We start from the raw sequence: 16,655 nt of genomic DNA on the forward strand, positions 1-16,655 counted from the left end.
GTCAGCCGACTTCCCCGATCAGCGCACGCAGGTATCCGGCGTACCCGCCGTCCACGCGGCCGACCAGCCTGGCGGAGGTGGTCACCGGGTGCTGCTCCGTCTCCGCGATGCGCGCATCCCGGGCCCGCAGGCGATGGACGAGCGCAGCGTCCTCGTCCATCGCCACGGGGGCGAAACCGCCGACGGCCAGGTAGAGGTCGGCGCGCAGGCCGAGGTTCGCGCCGTGCACGTGGCCGAGCGTCGCTCCCGGGTGGTGCTTGGACAGCCAGACATGCCTGCGCAGCGGGTCGAGGTCGTCCAGCGGTGGGACGACAGCGCCGACGAACGCGTCGGCTCCCGCATTCGCGTGCGCGAGCTGCTGAGTAAGCCACTCCTCCGGCACGGAGCCGTCCGCATCCGTGGTGGCGATCCACACCGACGCCGGGTCCGTTCCGGCGAGGCTCAGGCCGACCGCCGCACCGAGGGCGCGACTGCGTCCGACGCTCGCCGCGTCCGTCTCGACGACGGTCACCTGCGGGAACGCGCCGGCCACCTCCGCCGAGCGGTCCGTGCAGGCGTCGAGGACGAGCACGATCACGGGGGCGCGCATCCCGTGCCTGTGGAGCACGTCGCCCGCGCGGACGATCGACGCCAGGCAGGCCGCGAGCGTCTCCTCCTCGTTCCGGGCAGGGACGACGACGATCACGCGCTCGATTGCGACCGTCACGAGAACACCTCCAGCAGGAACTCCGCGTCACGGTGCGCGATTGACGCGGTGAGCCCGGAGGCGCTCCGGAACGTCCCATGGGCCTGCTCGCCGCTCTGGGCGAAGTCGTCGGCGGCGCCGAGCCAGTGGCACAGCAGTACCTCGCCCCCGGGGGCGAGGGCGCCGACACAGCGCTGGATGAGCGTGCGCCACTCGTCGTCGGCGAGGTAATACGCGAGTTCGGAGACGACGACGAGGTCGAACGCGCCCGACGGCCACCCGCCAGGCACGCGCATCCTGGTCACCGTGACGCCTGCACGATCGGCGAGGCGCGCGCGAGCCGTGTCGACGGCAGCGGCGGAACCGTCGACGGCCAACACCGTGTCCGCACGCTCGGCCAGCTCGGCCGTCAGCTCTCCGACCGACGCGCCGAGCTCCAGGATGCTCGCGTAGTGCTCCCTGGGGAGGGTCGCCACCGTCACCGCGCGCTTCCGCCGCTCGTACCAGCGCGAGCGCACCGCCCACGGGTCGTCGCTGTCGCGGTGCAGAGCCTCGAAGTGCTCGGCGAGCCGGTCGGGGGCGCGGCGTTCCGGCCGGATGAGCACTTCGCGGCCGTCGCGGGCACGGTCGAGGAACTGCGGGGTGAGGACGCCGTCGCGATTGTCGTCCGACCAGTGCTGCGAGCCGAACGCGTCGAGCGCGTGCGCCTTGCGCGAGCGCTGCGCGTCGGCGAGCGGGAGGTCGATGGTGCGCTCCCACGGCATGTCCGCCGGTTCGCCCCACTGCCAGAGCCACACCGGATAGAAGAGCACGGCGTCGCCGGTCTCGGCCGCGGCTGCTTCCACCTCCCTTCCGAGGGTGCGGTGGTCGCCGTGCCGGTCGCCCGGCCACGGCGCCAGCACCCAGCGACGGCCAGTGGATGCGCCGAGCACCGCATCCACTTCGGCACGCAGCCGCTCGGCGTCGTGCTTGAGCGCGCCGTCCGGCAGGCCGAGGAAGCGCGGGCTCGCGGCCGCCCCCAGTCGCGTGAGGGCGTCGCGGAGTTCATCGGCTCTGCCGTCGTCGTCGCCCGTCGCGACGACGACGCGGACGGGGATCCCCCTGGCTGCGGCGAGGGCGAGGAGGCCGCCGAGCGCGATCGTCTCGTCGTCCGGATGCGCGGAGAACACGACCAGCTCGTCGAGGCCGTCGAGGTCGCTCTGGTCGAGCGAATCCACGGTCTGCCACCCGTCCTGCGCCTCCCACTCCGCCGCCGTCGTGACCGTGCGGAGGGCGTCGAACGCTACCATCGCGCTCCCCCGTCCGGCAGGTGCCCGACGAGCGAGACGTCGTCCGGCCCGCGGTGGTACTGCGACACGTAGAGGTCGAGGTCGGCATAGCGGCGCGCACGCGACTCGTCGAAGGCGAGCGCGGAGGGGCCGAGCACGTCGCGCGCGGCGGCGAGCGTTTCGACCACGGCGTCGGCGACCGTGCCGCGCACCGCGTGAGCGAGGACCGCCGCCTCATCGTCGGCCACGGCGGCGGGAGCGGCGGCGGCATCGCCAACGGAAGTGCGCCCATCGATGACGGCGGCGGCCGCGGCCAGGTGGGCGCGGGCAGCGGCGAGCATCCGGTGCACCCGCCCAGCACGGGATGCGGTGAGCTGGTTCGCGCCCTGACGCGTGGCCTTCGCGAGCAGCGCGTCCGCCAGCGGCAGGCAACCTCCCCACCACGCGGCGGCCACGCCGATCGCTCCCCAGCGGAAGCCTGGACGATCCAGGTACCAGCCAGGACCGCCGACCGGGCGGGCCGGGACGCTCGCGAACTCGAGCGGTCCGCTCGCGACCTCCGCGAGGCCGCGCGCCACCCAGACGGCCTGCTGCGCGGTCACGCCCTGCTGCCGGAGGGAGACGCGGAACATGCGCCTGCCACCGTCCTCTGTCGCGGCGGTCACCAGCGCGTCCGTGAGGCGGGCTCCGAGCGAGCACCACGGCTTGACGCCGTCGAGCACCCAGGCGTTGCCGTCGGTCGTCGCCCGCAACTCCGCGCCGGGCGCCTCCGCCGCGAACACGCCCCAGGTCGTGCCTGCCGCGGCTGGTTCGTCGCCTGCTTCGTGCAGGATCGTCAGCGCATCGAGGTGCGGTTCGAGCACGCGCGCCGCGGTCACGTCTGCCGCGGCCGCACGCGCCAGGAACCGGAACCGATCGGCCGTTCCGCCCTCGCCGGGGAACGGCGCGAGGTCGTCACCGCGCACGGCGGCGAGCGCATCCAGCAGCGGACCAACCCGGCCGTCGCAGGTCGCGGCGGCGTCGAGATAGCCCTGGTGCGCCGGTCTCACTTGGTGGCGGGGGTACGGTTCTCGGCGCTCACCATCCAGGCGTACTGCTCCAGCGACGCGATGATCGCGTGCAGCAGGTCGGCGGAGGTCGGGTCTTCCTCGTCCACCTCGTCGTGCACCTCGCGCATGGTCGCGACGGTCGCCTCCAGGCGCTCGGTGATCAGGTCGACGGTCTCGGCCGTGTCGACCTCGCCGTTCGGGAACTCCGGCAGGCTGGTCGACTTCGCGACGACCGAGCTGCGGCCGTCCGGGGTGGCGTGCAGGGCGCGCAGGCGCTCGGCGACCTCGTCGCTGAACTCCCGGACGGCCTCGATGATCTCGTCGAGCTGCAGGTGCAGGTCGCGGAAGTTCTTGCCGACCACGTTCCAGTGCGCCTGCTTGCCCTGCAGGTGCAGCTCGATCAGGTCGACATGCACGCGCTGCAGGTCGGCGACGAGCTCCGGCGACGCGACGAAGCCGTGCTCCGCGTGCTCCCTGCGGGTGGCGTGCGCCCCGGCGCGGGCGCCTCCCGTCGACTTCGCGGCAGCGCTCGTCGTGGTCTTCTTCGCAGTGGTCGTGGTCGCAGTCGTCGCCATGAGCATCCCGTTCTGTTGTGTCCGGTAGTGGAACACGAACGGTAGACGCACCTCGCGCATCCGGTAACCGGGTTGACGGGACACGGATGCTCTGCTCAGTGTTCCCCGCGGGGGTGCCCCGCTCAGGCGGCGTCGCGGTGCTCGGCCAGCAGCAGCTCGGCGACGATGGCGCGGTACTGCTCGGGGTTCAGGCCGAAGGTGCGGCGGATCGCCTCGTCTTTCGCGGCGCGATCCGCCGACTCGGGGTGCTCGGCTTCGAACAGCAGCAGGAGTCTCTCGCGCGGCGTCGGCATGTCCCCAGTGTGCACGGGACCACCGACATCGCGGCCAGCCGGAGACCCGGCCAGCCGGCCAGTCCGGCTCAGCCCTGGACGAGCGCCCCCACGGTCAGGAGCGAGATCGACTCGGACGTGCAAGCCGTCACATCGGCGTCCTTCACGAACAGCGACTCCTTCGATCCTGGCGGGTAGACCCGGAAACCGTCGGCCGGCTTCGGCTGGCAGTCGGACGTGGAGTAGTTGAGCGCCTGAGCGATCTTCAGCGGCGCCGTCGCCGTACCGCCCGGCGCCAGGTTCACCGTGGGGTGCGGCGTCGACCTGTCGAACTCGGCCGCCTTGCCGAGCTGCGTGCCGTTGCCGTCGCCGACGAACGACACCCCTGGCCAGCCCTGCAGCGCGCAGGCCGTCGTGCCGTTGTTCGTCAGCACCAGCGTCACCTCGACGCTTCCGGCCGCTCCCCCGCCGCCCGCGCCGATCGTGCCCGTCAGTTTGGCGGTGTCGCACTGCCCGTCCACCGGAACGGAGGTGGTGGTCCCTGTCGGCCGCGGCGTCGAAGACGACGTGGATGACGACGAGACCGGGGTCGAGCTCGGCGACCCGCTCGGCGTGGAGGCCGAACACGCGGTCAGCGCGAGCGCGAACCCGACGGTGATCAGGGAGGCTGTGACGATCCTCAAAGAAGTCATGCCCCTATCTGACCATCATCCGAAGGTGAACGAGTATGCCGAAACACCTTTCGGGATGGTCACGATCACATTTCCGGTCTTCGACGCCGCCGATTTCAGCAGCTCGTAGGAGTCAGGGGTTCCCGTGACGTCGATGGTCTTGGTCACGCCGTCCGCGGTGTAGCTCACCGTCCCACTGCCGGAGAGAACCATGCGCACCTCGGCGGCCTTGTAGTCCAGGCGGATGCGCGCATCCTGTGCCGTCGGTTCGACGAACTGGGTGTTGAGGGTCCAGGCGCCGTCGAGGGCGAACGAGTTGGCCGGCTGCTTCGCCGGGAAGGCGAAGGTCGGAGTGGACGCCGAGTACTTCTCCGAACCGCCGAAGTTCACGACCTTGGTGGTGCCGAGATAGGTCTCGCGCGTCGTGCTGCCCGCTGTCGGGGTGGTGTCCTTGACCTCGGTGGCTGCGGGGAGGCTCACGCCGGGCTTCGCATCCTGCAGCAACTGGCGGATGAGCTTCTCGGTCGAGGCGTAGTTGCCCTCCCCGAACTGCACGTTCCGCACGACGCCCTTCGCGTCGATCAGGTAGTGCGCCGGCCAGTAGCGGTTGCGGTAGTTGGTCCAGGTGCTCAGTGTGTTGTCGATCGCCACCGGGTACGTGATGCCGAAGCCCTTGGCGCCCGCCTCGACGTTGGCTGGGACCTTCTCGAACGCGTACTCGGGCGAGTGGACGCCGATCACGTCGAGGCCGGCGGCCTTGTACGCCTTGTCCCACGCCACGACGTGCGGGATGCTGCGCTGACAGTTGATGCAGGAATACGCCCAGAAGTCGACCAGCACGACCTTGCCCTTGAGCTGATCGAGTGCGATCGGCTTGTCGCCAGGGGTGTTGAACCACTGCTGGATGCCCGTGATGTCCGGCGCGGTGCCGCAGCTCTGCAACTGGTCGGCGTTGTTCGTGCACTTGGACAGGTTCTTGTTCTGCGCGTTGACGATGCCACCGAGGTTCAGCGCATCCGACACCTGGCTCGAATTGGAGAACTGGTCCTGCAGCGCGCTGGTGTAGTCGGGGATGAGCCGCTGCAACGCCTGCGGGAGGTTGAACAGCAGCCCGACGGCGAGCGCCAGCATCAGGACGCCTCCGGTGAGGCGGATGCCCTTCTGGTGCTTGCGGAACGACTTCACCCGCTCGGCCACGCGTCGACCGGCGAGGGCGAAGATGAGCAGAGGGATGGCAGCGCCGATGGCGAAGGTGACGGTCAGCACGATCGTCTCCGGGCCGATCCTGCCGGTCGAGCCTGCGACGGTGATCGCGGCCAGCACCGGGCCTGCGCACGGCACGTAGACGGCGCCGAGTGCGATGCCGAGCACGAAGCCGCCGCGCTCCGTTCCCACGTTGCGCTGCGGGATCCAGGAGAACGGCTTCTCCAGGTACTCCTCGAACTTCGGCACGATCAGGCCGACGCCGATCAGCACCAGCACGACGATGCCCGCGTAGCGCAGCACGTCCTGCGGGAGGTGCAGCAGCGCCAGGATGAGCGAACCGGCCAGTGTGAAGACGCTGAAGCTGACGACGAGGCCGAGGATGACCTGGTACGGGCGCCAGCGGGAGACCGTCGGCTCGGGCGGCGCTTCCTTCTGCGTCTGCGTGCGGGTCGCGGTGGCAACGGACCCGCCGTCAGTGGCGGTGGCGGTGCCGCCCGCATCCCTGGCCGCCGCATCCCGGGCGTCGTCCTTCTTCTGCTGCTTCGCCGTCCGCGCGCTCTGCGCCCCACCGGAGAAGAAGATGACCGGCAGGACCGGCAGGATGCACGGCGAGATGCCGGTGATGAGGCCGCCGAGGAAGCCGATGATCGCAAGGGTGAGGTACATGCCAGGCGTTCGGAACGGAACGCCGCATGGATTGATCCGGGGATTCTGCAATCCGATTCCCACCCCGCCCCGAATGCCCTTCTGAAGCCGCTGCTGCGGCCGAGTACAAATGCACCGCACACAAAGGAGTAGTTCCCATGCGAGTTCAGAAGCGCCACGTCATCGCCGCCCTCGGACTCGCCGCAGTGGCCGCCCTCGGTCTCTCGGCGTGTTCCTCCGGAAGCTCAGGCTCCGGCTCATCCAGCTCATCGTCGTCGATGACCTCCAGCTCCCCCAGCGCATCGGCCATGGACCCGGCGGCCGACCTCGTCGGCAGTGGATGCGCGGCATACGCCAAGGCCGTGCCGTCCGGCGCAGGCTCGGTCACGGGCATGGCCCAGGACCCGGTGGCTGTCGCAGCGAGCAACAACCCGCTGCTGACCACCCTCGTCGCCTCGGTCTCCGGCAAGCTCAATCCGGATGTGAACCTGGTTGACACGCTCAACGGCAGCGAGTTCACCGTGTTCGCACCGGTCGACGACGCGTTCAAGAAGATCGACGCCGCCACCATCGACACCCTGAAGACCCCCGCGGGCGCCGACACGCTCAAGAAGATCCTCACCTACCACGTGGTTCCCGGCCAGATCGCCCCTGACGCGATCGACGGCACCCACAAGACCGTCGAGGGCGGCGACGTCACCGTCACCGGCAGCGGCGACAACATCATGGTGAACGGCGCCAAGGTGATCTGCGGTGGCGTCCACACCGCCAATGCCACGGTGTACCTCATCGACACCGTGCTGATGCCGCCGGCCAACTGATCCCCTCCGTCACCGGCTGCATCGAAGAGCGGCCCACCGGTTCGTCCGGTGGGCCGCTCTTTTTCGTCGCGCGCGTCGGCCGTGCGGACCGCCTGCTGCCATGATGGGAGGCATGAAGGGCATCACCACGTGGATCACCCGGTTCTGGCCGGTCGTCGTACCGATCCTCGGGGTGATCCTGCTCATCGCCTGCTGGAACGCCGAACTGGGGCCGTTCCTGGTGGGACTGGTCGCTGTGGTCCTCGCCGGCACGGTCCTGGCCGCCGTTCAGCACGCCGAGGTGGTCGCGCACAAGGTCGGTGAGCCGTTCGGCTCCCTCGTGCTCGCTGTCGCGGTGACGGTGATCGAGGTGGCGCTGATCGTGACCCTGATGACCAGCGGCAAGGACGCATCCACCCTCGCCAGGGACACCGTGTTCTCGGCGGTGATGATCACGATGAACGGCATCGTCGGCCTGTCGCTGCTGCTCAGTTCGTCCCGGAGCACGAGCAGCAAGTTCAACGCGCAGGGCAGCGGAGCCGCACTCGCGACGGTGGCCGCCATGGCGACGCTGACGATGGTGCTGCCGACCTTCACGGAGACGCCAGGCCCGCAGTTCTCGCCGAGCCAGCTCGTGTTCGCCGCCGTCGCATCCGTGGCCCTCTACGCGATGTTCGTCTTCACGCAGACCATCGCGCACCGCGACTACTTCCTGCCGGTCACGTCGAAGGGCAAACCGCTCGACGAGGACAGCCACGCCGACAAGCCGTCGACGCGGACGGCGCTGATCAGCCTCGGACTGCTTCTCGTCGCCCTGGTCGCGGTGGTGGGCCTGGCCAAGCTGGAGTCGCCGTCGATCGAGCGCGGTGTCGCGGCGATCGGGTTCCCGCAGTCGTTCGTCGGCGTGGTCATCGCGCTCCTGGTGCTCCTGCCGGAGGGCATCGCAGCCGCGAAGGCCGCCGTGCGCAACCGGATGCAGACCAGCCTGAACCTGGCGCTCGGCTCCGCCATCGCCAGCATCGGCCTGACCATCCCGTCGATCGCCATCGCATCCATCTGGCTCACCGGGCCGTTGCACCTGGGGCTCGGTGCGAGCCAGATCGTGCTGCTCGCGCTCACGGTGGGAGTGAGCATCCTGACTCTGATGCCGGGGCGCGCGGTGCGGCTGCAGGGCGGCATCCACTTGGTGCTGTTCGCGGCGTTCGTGTTCCTGTCGATCGCGCCCTGACGCGTCCGACCGGCGGCCGATCTCACGGGAGGCTGGCGCGGCATCCCGTGCGGGAGCAAGCTGGGTCGTGAGCCGACGCTTCCCGCGCGGCTGCGACCGAGACGAGGTGGATGCGATGACCGCTGAACGCGAACCGATCGAGTACCCGGACGAGGCAGGCTACCCAGACGGCACCGGTTTCCTGGACGAGGGGACGGCCGCGAGGGATGCGGGGGCCGACCAGGATGCCGGGGCCGACCGGGATGCGGCCGCTGCCGACCAGGACGCCGCCGACCAGGACCCCGCGCCGTCTGTGGACGGCATCGCCGCCTTCGCCGACAGCGACGAGGAGGACGCGGAACCCGCCGACGGCCCCGACGTGTGACCGCGCGCCCTCACCCGCGAACTCCGTTCGGACGGAGAATCGGCGCCATCCGGTCGGGAACTCCGTTCGAACGGAGATCCGTGCGGCGTGGCGCGCGCAGGCTCCTGCGGAACGGTTCGGCAGGACATCTGCGCGACACGCCGGGCACGATCTCCGTTCGGAAGGAGATATCGGGGTGGCCTGGCCGGAACTCCGTTCGGACGGAGAATGTCGGGGGCCGGGGAGGCTGGGCGTCGGGGGCTGGGCGTCAGGGGGCGGGCGCGGGGGCGGGGGCCGCGTGGCGGCCTCTGGGACGCGGCGGCGGCAGGGTGCGGCCGTCGTGGAGTTCGATGACGCGGTCGGCGCGGGCCATCAGGAGCGGGTCGTGCGTGGTGACGACGGCGGCCACGCCGCTGCTGTGGACGAGGCCGACCAGCAGGTCCATCATCGCGGCGCCGGTGACGCTGTCGAGCTGACCGGTCGGCTCGTCCGCGAACAGGATGCGCGGGCGCGCCGCGAGAGCCCTGGCGATGCCGACACGCTGCTGCTGGCCTCCGGACAGCTCGGTGGGGCGCTGCCTGGCATGCCCGGCGAGCCCGACCAGGTCGAGCAGTTCGGCGACGCGCGCATCCCGTTCCGCCGGAGGTGTGCCGCGCAGCCGCAGCGGCACCTCGACGTTCTCGGCGGCCGAGAGCACAGGAACCAGCCCGAACGCCTGGAACACGAAGCCGATGCGGGAGCGACGCAGCTCGACCAGTTCCGCCTCCGTCGCCTCTGTCAGGTCGGTGTCGTCGAGCTGCACCCGGCCGGCGGTGGGCTTGTCGAGGCCGCCGAGGATGTTGAGCAGGGTCGTCTTGCCCGAGCCGGAGCGGCCGCGGATCACCAGCAGCTCGCCGGGATGCACGTCGAGCGACACCGCGTCGAGCGCGGACACAGAGCCGGCCTCCGTCTCGAACACCCGGCTCACACCTTCAGCGCGCAGGATCGGCTTCGGCGCACTCCCCGGAGCGTCCGCCACGGCGGCCTGCGTCGCCTCTTCGTCAGCGAGCGTCATCGCGTTCTCCTTCCCTGACCGGCTCCGTGACCGGCGCCGCGACCGACTCGCCGGCCCGCTCCGCGCCGGGTTCCCGCTCAGCGCCATCCGCCTGCTCGTCGTCGTGCGGCCAGACGCCCACGTGGTCGCTCTCCAGTGCGAGTCGCACGCGGTCGCGCATCCGGAGACTGGTGAGGTATTCGGGCGGGAGCTGCAGCCGTCCCACCCTGTCGAGCACGGCGAACTCCTCCGCCACCATGTGCTCGTCGCCGCTCGCGGTGATCCCGGTGCGGCGCAGCACCTCGGTGGATGTGCGCCCATCCCGGATCTGCACGGTGCGGGCGACATGCTCCGACACAGCGGGATCGTGGGTGACGATGAGGGTCGTGACGCCGAGTTCCCTGTTGACGCCGCGCATCGCCTCGAGCACCTCGGCGGACGTCGCCTCGTCCAGCTCACCCGTCGGCTCGTCGGCGAGGAGCACGCGCGGATCGTTGGCGAGGCCGACCGCGATGGCCACCCGCTGCTGCTCGCCGCCCGACATCTCGGTCGGCCGCCGGTCTGCGCAGTGCGACACCTCCAGCAGGTCGAGCAGCTCCTGCGAGCGCTCCCTCCGGCCAGGCGTCTTCGCCAGCGACATCGTGAGCGCGATGTTCTCGCGGGCTGTCAGGTACGGAAGGAGGTTGCGCGAGGTCTGCTGCCAGACGAACCCGACCGTGCGCCTGCGGTAGTCGACGCGCTGCGCTGCGGTGAGCGCGAGCAGGTCGCGGCCCGCCACGGAGGCGCTGCCCGCTGTCGGCTTGTCGAGCCCGGAGAGAATTCCGAGCAGGGTCGACTTGCCGGAACCGGACGCCCCGACGATGGCGACGAGCTCTCCGCTGCCGACCCGCAGGTTGAGGCCTTGGAGCGCCTGCACCTCGACGCCGTCCGCGGTGAAGATGCGGACGAGGTCGGAACAGGCGATGCTCGCGTCAGCTCGCGCATCCGTGGTCTGCGCTGTCGTGGTCTGCGCTGTCGTGGCCTGCGCTGTCATGTCGGTCATTCTTCCCCTCCTGCCCGGAGCACGGTCGCCGGGGAACGGCGCCGGGCACCGGCGAGTGCGATGAGTGTCGCCGCGGCCGTGACGACGGCGAAGCCGACAGCCGCTGCGGCGATGAGGACCGGGTCGATCACCACGTCCGGACGCACGGGTCCCCCGGTGAACCCGGTCAGGTCGATGGGGGCGAGCACGACGGCGGGCAGTGCGAGCCCGACGAGGATGCCCGCGATCAGCCCGACCGCCAGCACCGGGCCGAGCTCCCAGCCGAGCAGCCCGGCGGTCTGCCTGCCGGTGAACCCGATGGTGCGCAGGGTGGCGACCAGCCTGGTGCGGGATGCGGTGTTCATGACCAGGGTCAGCAAGAGTGCTCCGATGCACATCAGGGCGGAGAGCGCGATCGAGACCAGGGCGACGGTCTCCAGCCCGGAGACCAGCGGCGCCTTCCGCAGCGTCGTCTGCTGCTGGACCGCATCCCCCACGATGGCCCTGGCGCCCGCGATGGCGGCGAGGTCGGCGTGCACGGTCGCGGCGCTCGCACCGGGTCGCAGGGCGACGAGGACCGTCGACGGCCGCTGGGTCAGCTCGATGCCGGACGGCAGCCCTGTCTTGTCGATGATCGTCCACTCGGCGTCGCGGATGTATACGCCGGGGGCGAACGAGAACTCGGTGACGCCCAGGTGAACGGTGGTGTCGGCGTAGAGGATGGCGCTCGTGACCGGGATCTTCGAGCTCCAGCCGCCGACCACCGCGGCCGTCCGGCCCGGGACGCTCGACCTCAGCGCCGACGAGACCCTCGCACCCTCCGGCACGTTGCCTTCGACCGTCGCGAGCTGCTTCGGGTCGACGAGGTACGCACTCAGGTCGCCGCCCTGGGTCCCGGCGCGAACGGTCTGCCCGCCCGCCGAGTACACGATGGCGGAGTGGGCGACGCCCGGCACCGCGCGGATCCTGGCGAGCTGGTCATCGCTGAACGCGACGGGCGTGGAGACGCTGAGGTCGGCGCCGACCGCGGCGTGCGCTCCCCCTTCGATTCCGGCCCGCTCCGTGCTGAGCACAGCGGCCGAGAACACGGTGATGCTCACTCCGGTCACCAGTGCGAACACCGGCCACAGCCCGCCAGCGCGCGAGCGGACGGCCGTCGTCGCACCGATCGCGGCGACGGCCCCGCGCCTCCTGCGCAGCGCGGCCGCAAGCCAGCCCAGCGGCAGCGGGTACAGACGCAGCACGAGCACGCAGGCCGCGAGGGCGATCAGGATCGGCGTGACGGCGAGCAGCGGATCGATGCCGAGACCGGCATCCGGCGTCGGCGCCGCCGTTCCACGCTGGAAGAGCGTGACCACGCCGGCGACGGCCAGCCCGACGGCGAGCACTTCGAGCACCCAGCCCCAGCGCCGCCGAGCGGACGACTCGCCGCGGAGGTCGTCACGAGGGCCGAGCGCCCCCGCCGCCACGGCCAGGATCAGCGGAGGAGCGACGGCGCAGCACGCGGCGAGCGCGATCGACAGCCCGGCAGGGCCGCCGGTCGGCGTCAGCAGCAACGCCGCCACGAAACCGAGCGCGGCAGCAGGGATGGCGACCGCGGCGCCCTCGAGCGCCAGTCCCCAGCGCAGACGGCCAGGGGATGCGCCCCGCGCCGCCATCAACGCCAGCGCGTCTCTGCGGCGTCCGAGCACCAGGCGCACGCCGAGCACAAGCACAGCGAGCGCGACGCCGAGCGGCCCGGCCGCGAGAATCGCGAACAGGGTCGAGGCCGGTTGCGCCCTGGTCGTGAAGTCGGTGAGCGCCCTGTCGAGCTGGGTGGAGAAGCGGAGAGCGGTCGGCACGCCGCCGATGTCGGCCGTCGGCGTCGTGGCGAGGAAGCGGCCGAGGGAGCCGCTGACCGCATCCAGGTTGTCGACGCCGAACGCGGCAGGGGCGACGGGGAACCAGCCCTCCGTGAGCGTGCTGGTGAGCGAGCGCGCGACGACCGGCCACGATGCCGCGTCCACCCAGGCCACACCGGTGAGCTTCTTGCCGGAGTCGCCGAGGTCGGCGAAGCTGCCGGTCGCCCTGAGGGTGTCCAGGTTCCAGAAGTCGGCGTCGGTGTCGCGCGGGCTCACCGTGCCGACCAGGGTGAGGCTGACGCCCACTCCCGCGACACGCGTCTGCCCGACCTTCCACCCGATCACGTCCGCCGCCTCGGTCGTCATGACGACCTGCGCGCTCACCGGAGGAGGGGGCGGCGGAACGAAGAAGCCGTACTGGTCCGTCACCGGTGGCGCGGCGGGAGCAGTGGATGCGGGCGACGGCGTCGCCCGGCCGGGCCACGCACCGGCGTCCAGCGTCGCGACCCCGCGCAGGTCGCTGAACGCCTCGACGGTCGCGAAGTAGTGCCGGTCCGAGGTGGCACCGGGCGGTGAGCTCGTCGGAAGCTCGTCCGACGACGCCGAGTACTGTGCGTCCGCCGTCACCCCTCGCAGCGGCGCCGTCATGGTCGCGCGCACGTCGCGGAGCGCGCCTGGCATCGCCGTCCACGCCGCGCCAGGGTCGTCGAGGGTGACAGCGCCCGGCTGTCCCATCCCGGATCGAAGCACTGTCACGAGGTCGCGGTTGACGGGTGCAGCCTGCTCGAGCCCGTAGCGCAGGTCGCTGGTGAGGAGGGTGTTCGCGAACCGCGGCCAAGCGGCGAGCGCGGTCGTCGCCACGAGCACGACGACGCCGAGCATGATGAGGCCGCCGCGGAAGGCTGCGGCTGCGCGGGCGGCGAGGCCGAAGCCGCCGAGAACGGAGCTGCGGGAACGGGATGCTCTGCTCATCGCGTCTCCTCCCTGTACGACGTGTCCAGCACCTGCCTGCGCACCGCGCGACCGTACGCCCAGAGCACCGCCCCGACGGCAGCGGCGAGCAGCACCAGCGCGGCGAGCAGGGAGGGCAGGTCGACAGCCCCGCGCACGGAGAGGGTCGGCGGAGCCGTGACGACGGAGAGCCTGGCGAGGGTGTTCCCCGCGAGCAGGAACACGGCGACGCCGCCCACCAGTCCGAACACCGCCGCCGCGACGACGATGCCCGCCAGTTCCACCCGACGGCTGCGCGCTTGCTGGCGTGAGCTCATCCCGACCGCACGCAGCACGGCGACTTCGGCCCTGCGACCGCGCAGCAGCGCCGCGATGGTGGCACCGATGGCCACCAGGGCGAGCAGCGCGCATCCCGCCGTCCCCAGCCACAGGCTCACGACGGCACTGGCCATGAAGCGGGAGACGAAAGCTCCGGAGGAGTCGGCCACCACGGCGTCCGACCCCGCTGTGCGCTGGGCGGCCGCTGCGACCCGGTCCGGCTGGTCTGTGGCGAGCCACACCATCCCGAGCCTCGGCGGCGCCGGCTGAGCACGAAGGGCGGCGTCGCCGAGCGCGCGCTGGTCGACGAGCACGGCGGTCGGGTCGCTGGTTCCCGGCACTGCGGCGACGACGGCCGCGATCGTGCCGCGCGCGGACACCCAGGCGGCGTCGAGGTCGACGGCGTCGCCGACCGCGAGCGCGTCCTGCTGGGCGGCGCTGGTCGTGATGACCACCGGGAGCGGCGCGCCGGCCGGGGGCATCAGGCGCACGAGGCCGTCCGCGGTGGTCACGCCGGTCGCCGCCGTCCAGGAGGCGATGTCGAGCGTGGCCGTGCCCGCCGCGACCGAGCGGATGCTCGGTGCGGGAGCACCGTCGGCCGCAGGTCGCGCATCCACGGCGGCGAGCGTCCAGCGGCTCCCCGCTGGGACCTCCGCGCTGAACCGGCCGGAGGAGCCGCCGACGGGATGCGCGGCGAACGGAGCGAGCGCACCCCGCGCATCCACCAGCCAGAAGGTGACGGAGGCCGCCGACGCGGCGGTCGCGGTGAGCGTCGTCGTTCCGGACGGGATCTCCTGGCCACCCAGGCGGGAGGCGTGTGTGAGCTTCCCTGCCACGTATTCCGTGTCGAGCATGTAGCCCCCGACCCGCGTGAGCCTGGGCAGGCGTCCGGCGTCGAGCGCCACCAGCGTGACCGTCCGCTGCCCCAGGCCTGCCTCGGTGATGAGCCCAGGGGATGCGGCGCTCACCGAGGGGATGCCGGCCAGCGCATCCACGTCCGGCAGGTCTTCCGAACCGCGGACGACTCCGGCGAGACCGGTGTCGACCCGCACGTCGGAACCGGTCACGAGCCGCGACGAGTCACGCAGGAATCCGGACCAGGTGCCCACATAGCCCGCCGAGAAGGTCGCGGCGCCCACCGTCAGCACGACGAGCGCGACCGGCGCGGCGAACAGGGTGAGCCCCCGGCCGACCTGGCGCGCCGGCAACACGCCCGACAGTCCCGAGCCGCGCGACGCGACGCCCTCGACGGCGGCAGCGGACGGCCCGAAGAGCAGCAGTCCGAGCACGGCGATCGCACAGAGGACGGCGGCGGGAGCGATGACGCCGATCGGGTCCACCTTCCCGTCCGCCGACACCGGAGAGCCGAACGCGACGAACCGCCACAGCGTCAGCCCTGCCGCTGCGAACGCGAGCACACCGACGCCGATGGATGCGGTCGCCCTGGCCCTCCCCGCCTCCACTGCTCCCGGCGCCCCGCTGGCCGCCCGGGCGGAGAAGGCGGTCACCACGGCGCAGCACGCGACGGCGACCGCGAGCACGACGAGCGGAGGGAGCACCAGGTCGAGCACCCCCGCGACGCCTCCTGCCGGTGCGCCGACCATCGCCAGCAGCACGGACTGCGCAGCGACGAACCCCACGGCGACGCCGACGAGCCCCACCACTGCGGCCTCGACCGACCCGGCCGCCACGAGTTCGCCCACCGTCGCTCCGCGCGCCCGCAGCACCCGGGACTCGGCCAGCCGCGAACGGGCGAGCAACTGTGCGAGCAGGATGAGCGCCACCACGGAGCACACCGCCAGCACGGAGAGCGGAACGGGAATGACGGCCGCGAGCGCGCCCACGGACTGCTGCATCGCCGTCACGGTCGCGAGCGCGTCGCCCTGAACCGAGAACGGAGACGACGAGGCTGTCGGGCTCTCGGTGAGCGCGTCGGTCACGGTGCGGAAACCGGACTGCAGGCGAGGGAGCTGGGAGGCGGTGCTGCTGCGCGCATCCGGGGCGACCACCCACTGGACGGACGCGGAGGTGCTGAGCGCCGCGAGCCCGTCCGCGGTGAGGATGGCTCTGCCGTCCGTCCCGCCCGCGCCGGGTGTGAGGCCGAGCCACGCGGGGGCGGAGGGGGCGGTGGCGTGCCAGACGCCGGTGACGGTGAAGGCGACACGGTCGGCGGCGGCGTCTTCGCTGTCGCTGGTACTTGCGCTGCCGCTGGCACTGCTGGTCGTGATCGTGGACCCGGTGCGGACGCCCAGCGTCTTCGCCAGCTCGGCGTCGACGGCGAGCTGCTTCGCACCGGTCGGCCAGGCGCCCGCATCCAATCGGGCGCGCTGCAGAAGCGTGTCGTCGGCGGCGAGCGCCAGCATCGACCTGCTCCCGGCCAGCGGCACGGACGGCACGAAGGCCGAGCGGTCGACCGTGACGGCCGCTCCGGTGAAGTGCTTCCGGATGATCGACCGCACCGTCGCATCCTGGGCGGCCGCATCGGCGGCGTCGGCTGCGTCGCCGGCGAGCGCACCCTGCTCCGACTGCGCGATCGAGACGGCTGGGCCCGCCTGGATGCTCTGCCGCACCGCGACGGTCGGCGAGCGCAGCGCGAGCCCCACCATCGTGCTCGCCAGCAGCGTGACCACCAGCACCGTCAGCGCGGTAGCGGACAGCACCCCCGCCTGGGCACGCGAACGCTGCAGCCAGAACGCACGAATGCGTCCCTCACTCCCCCGGGATGCACGCACCGGACTACGCTATCGCG

At 71.8% G+C, this 16,655-nt stretch carries 14 protein-coding genes; 3 read left to right on the top strand and 11 right to left on the bottom strand.

All coding sequences use genetic code 11. The features are described from left to right. Position 1: 1 nt before the first annotated feature. The 7 genes from ACYVGI_RS00695 to ACYVGI_RS00725 form a co-directional block, all read right to left on the bottom strand. Positions 2-706, bottom strand: coding sequence for a glycosyltransferase family 2 protein (locus tag ACYVGI_RS00695; RefSeq protein WP_460630766.1), 705 nt, complete (start codon positions 704-706; stop codon positions 2-4). After that, positions 703-1,974, bottom strand: coding sequence for a PIG-L family deacetylase (locus ACYVGI_RS00700; RefSeq protein WP_460630767.1), 1,272 nt, complete (start codon positions 1,972-1,974; stop codon positions 703-705). Before ACYVGI_RS00700 ends, ACYVGI_RS00695 begins: the two co-directional genes overlap by 4 nt. Beyond that, a complete protein-coding gene (locus ACYVGI_RS00705) occupies positions 1,968-3,002 on the bottom strand; it encodes a hypothetical protein (RefSeq protein WP_460630768.1) in 1,035 nt (344 codons plus the stop codon). Before ACYVGI_RS00705 ends, ACYVGI_RS00700 begins: the two co-directional genes overlap by 7 nt. Then, the gene (locus tag ACYVGI_RS00710; RefSeq protein ID WP_460631464.1) at positions 2,999-3,577 is read right to left on the bottom strand and encodes a Dps family protein; all 579 of its coding nucleotides are present in this window, start codon (positions 3,575-3,577) and stop codon (positions 2,999-3,001) included. Before ACYVGI_RS00710 ends, ACYVGI_RS00705 begins: the two co-directional genes overlap by 4 nt. A 122-nt stretch (positions 3,578-3,699) precedes the next feature. Beyond that, positions 3,700-3,870, bottom strand: coding sequence for a DUF3263 domain-containing protein (locus ACYVGI_RS00715; RefSeq protein ID WP_460630769.1), 171 nt, complete (start codon positions 3,868-3,870; stop codon positions 3,700-3,702). 68 nt (positions 3,871-3,938) lie between these two features. Continuing rightward, positions 3,939-4,541 (bottom strand): DUF4232 domain-containing protein, encoded by a 603-nt coding sequence (locus ACYVGI_RS00720; RefSeq protein ID WP_460630770.1) that lies wholly within the window; start codon positions 4,539-4,541, stop codon positions 3,939-3,941. A 15-nt stretch (positions 4,542-4,556) separates the two neighbouring features. Then, complete coding sequence (locus ACYVGI_RS00725) at positions 4,557-6,392, bottom strand: cytochrome c biogenesis protein DipZ (RefSeq protein WP_460630771.1); 1,836 nt, start codon at positions 6,390-6,392, stop codon at positions 4,557-4,559. Positions 6,393-6,529: 137 nt separating this feature from the next. On the opposite strand from ACYVGI_RS00725, the gene ACYVGI_RS00730 reads away from it, so the two are divergent. The 3 genes from ACYVGI_RS00730 (at position 6,530) to ACYVGI_RS00740 (ending at position 8,763) form a co-directional block, all read left to right on the top strand. Then, the gene (locus tag ACYVGI_RS00730; RefSeq protein WP_460630772.1) at positions 6,530-7,192 is read left to right on the top strand and encodes a fasciclin domain-containing protein; all 663 of its coding nucleotides are present in this window, start codon (positions 6,530-6,532) and stop codon (positions 7,190-7,192) included. A gap of 112 nt (positions 7,193-7,304) precedes the next feature. Then, positions 7,305-8,399 carry a calcium:cation antiporter gene (locus ACYVGI_RS00735; RefSeq protein WP_460630773.1) on the top strand — a complete coding sequence of 365 codons (1,095 nt, stop codon included), beginning with the start codon at positions 7,305-7,307 and terminating at the stop codon, positions 8,397-8,399. A 115-nt stretch (positions 8,400-8,514) separates the two neighbouring features. Next, a complete protein-coding gene (locus ACYVGI_RS00740; protein WP_460630774.1) occupies positions 8,515-8,763 on the top strand; it encodes a hypothetical protein in 249 nt (82 codons plus the stop codon). A 247-nt stretch (positions 8,764-9,010) separates the two neighbouring features. On the opposite strand, the gene ACYVGI_RS00745 is transcribed toward ACYVGI_RS00740, so the two are convergent. The 4 genes from ACYVGI_RS00745 to ACYVGI_RS00760 are packed head-to-tail and all read right to left on the bottom strand — an operon-like array spanning position 9,011 to position 16,638. Then, a complete protein-coding gene (locus ACYVGI_RS00745) occupies positions 9,011-9,796 on the bottom strand; it encodes an ABC transporter ATP-binding protein (protein WP_460630775.1) in 786 nt (261 codons plus the stop codon). Beyond that, on the bottom strand, positions 9,783-10,817 hold the full coding sequence (locus ACYVGI_RS00750; RefSeq protein ID WP_460630776.1) for an ABC transporter ATP-binding protein: 1,035 nt from the start codon (positions 10,815-10,817) through the stop codon (positions 9,783-9,785). The genes ACYVGI_RS00745 and ACYVGI_RS00750 overlap by 14 nt, the downstream gene beginning before the upstream one ends. Further along, positions 10,814-13,609, bottom strand: a complete 2,796-nt coding sequence (locus ACYVGI_RS00755) for an FtsX-like permease family protein (protein ID WP_460630777.1) — start codon at positions 13,607-13,609, stop codon at positions 10,814-10,816. The genes ACYVGI_RS00750 and ACYVGI_RS00755 overlap by 4 nt, the downstream gene beginning before the upstream one ends. Then, positions 13,606-16,638, bottom strand: coding sequence for an FtsX-like permease family protein (locus ACYVGI_RS00760; protein ID WP_460630778.1), 3,033 nt, complete (start codon positions 16,636-16,638; stop codon positions 13,606-13,608). The genes ACYVGI_RS00755 and ACYVGI_RS00760 overlap by 4 nt, the downstream gene beginning before the upstream one ends. Positions 16,639-16,655 lie beyond the last annotated feature (17 nt).

The sequence above is a fragment of the Leifsonia lichenia genome, from assembly GCF_054780215.1.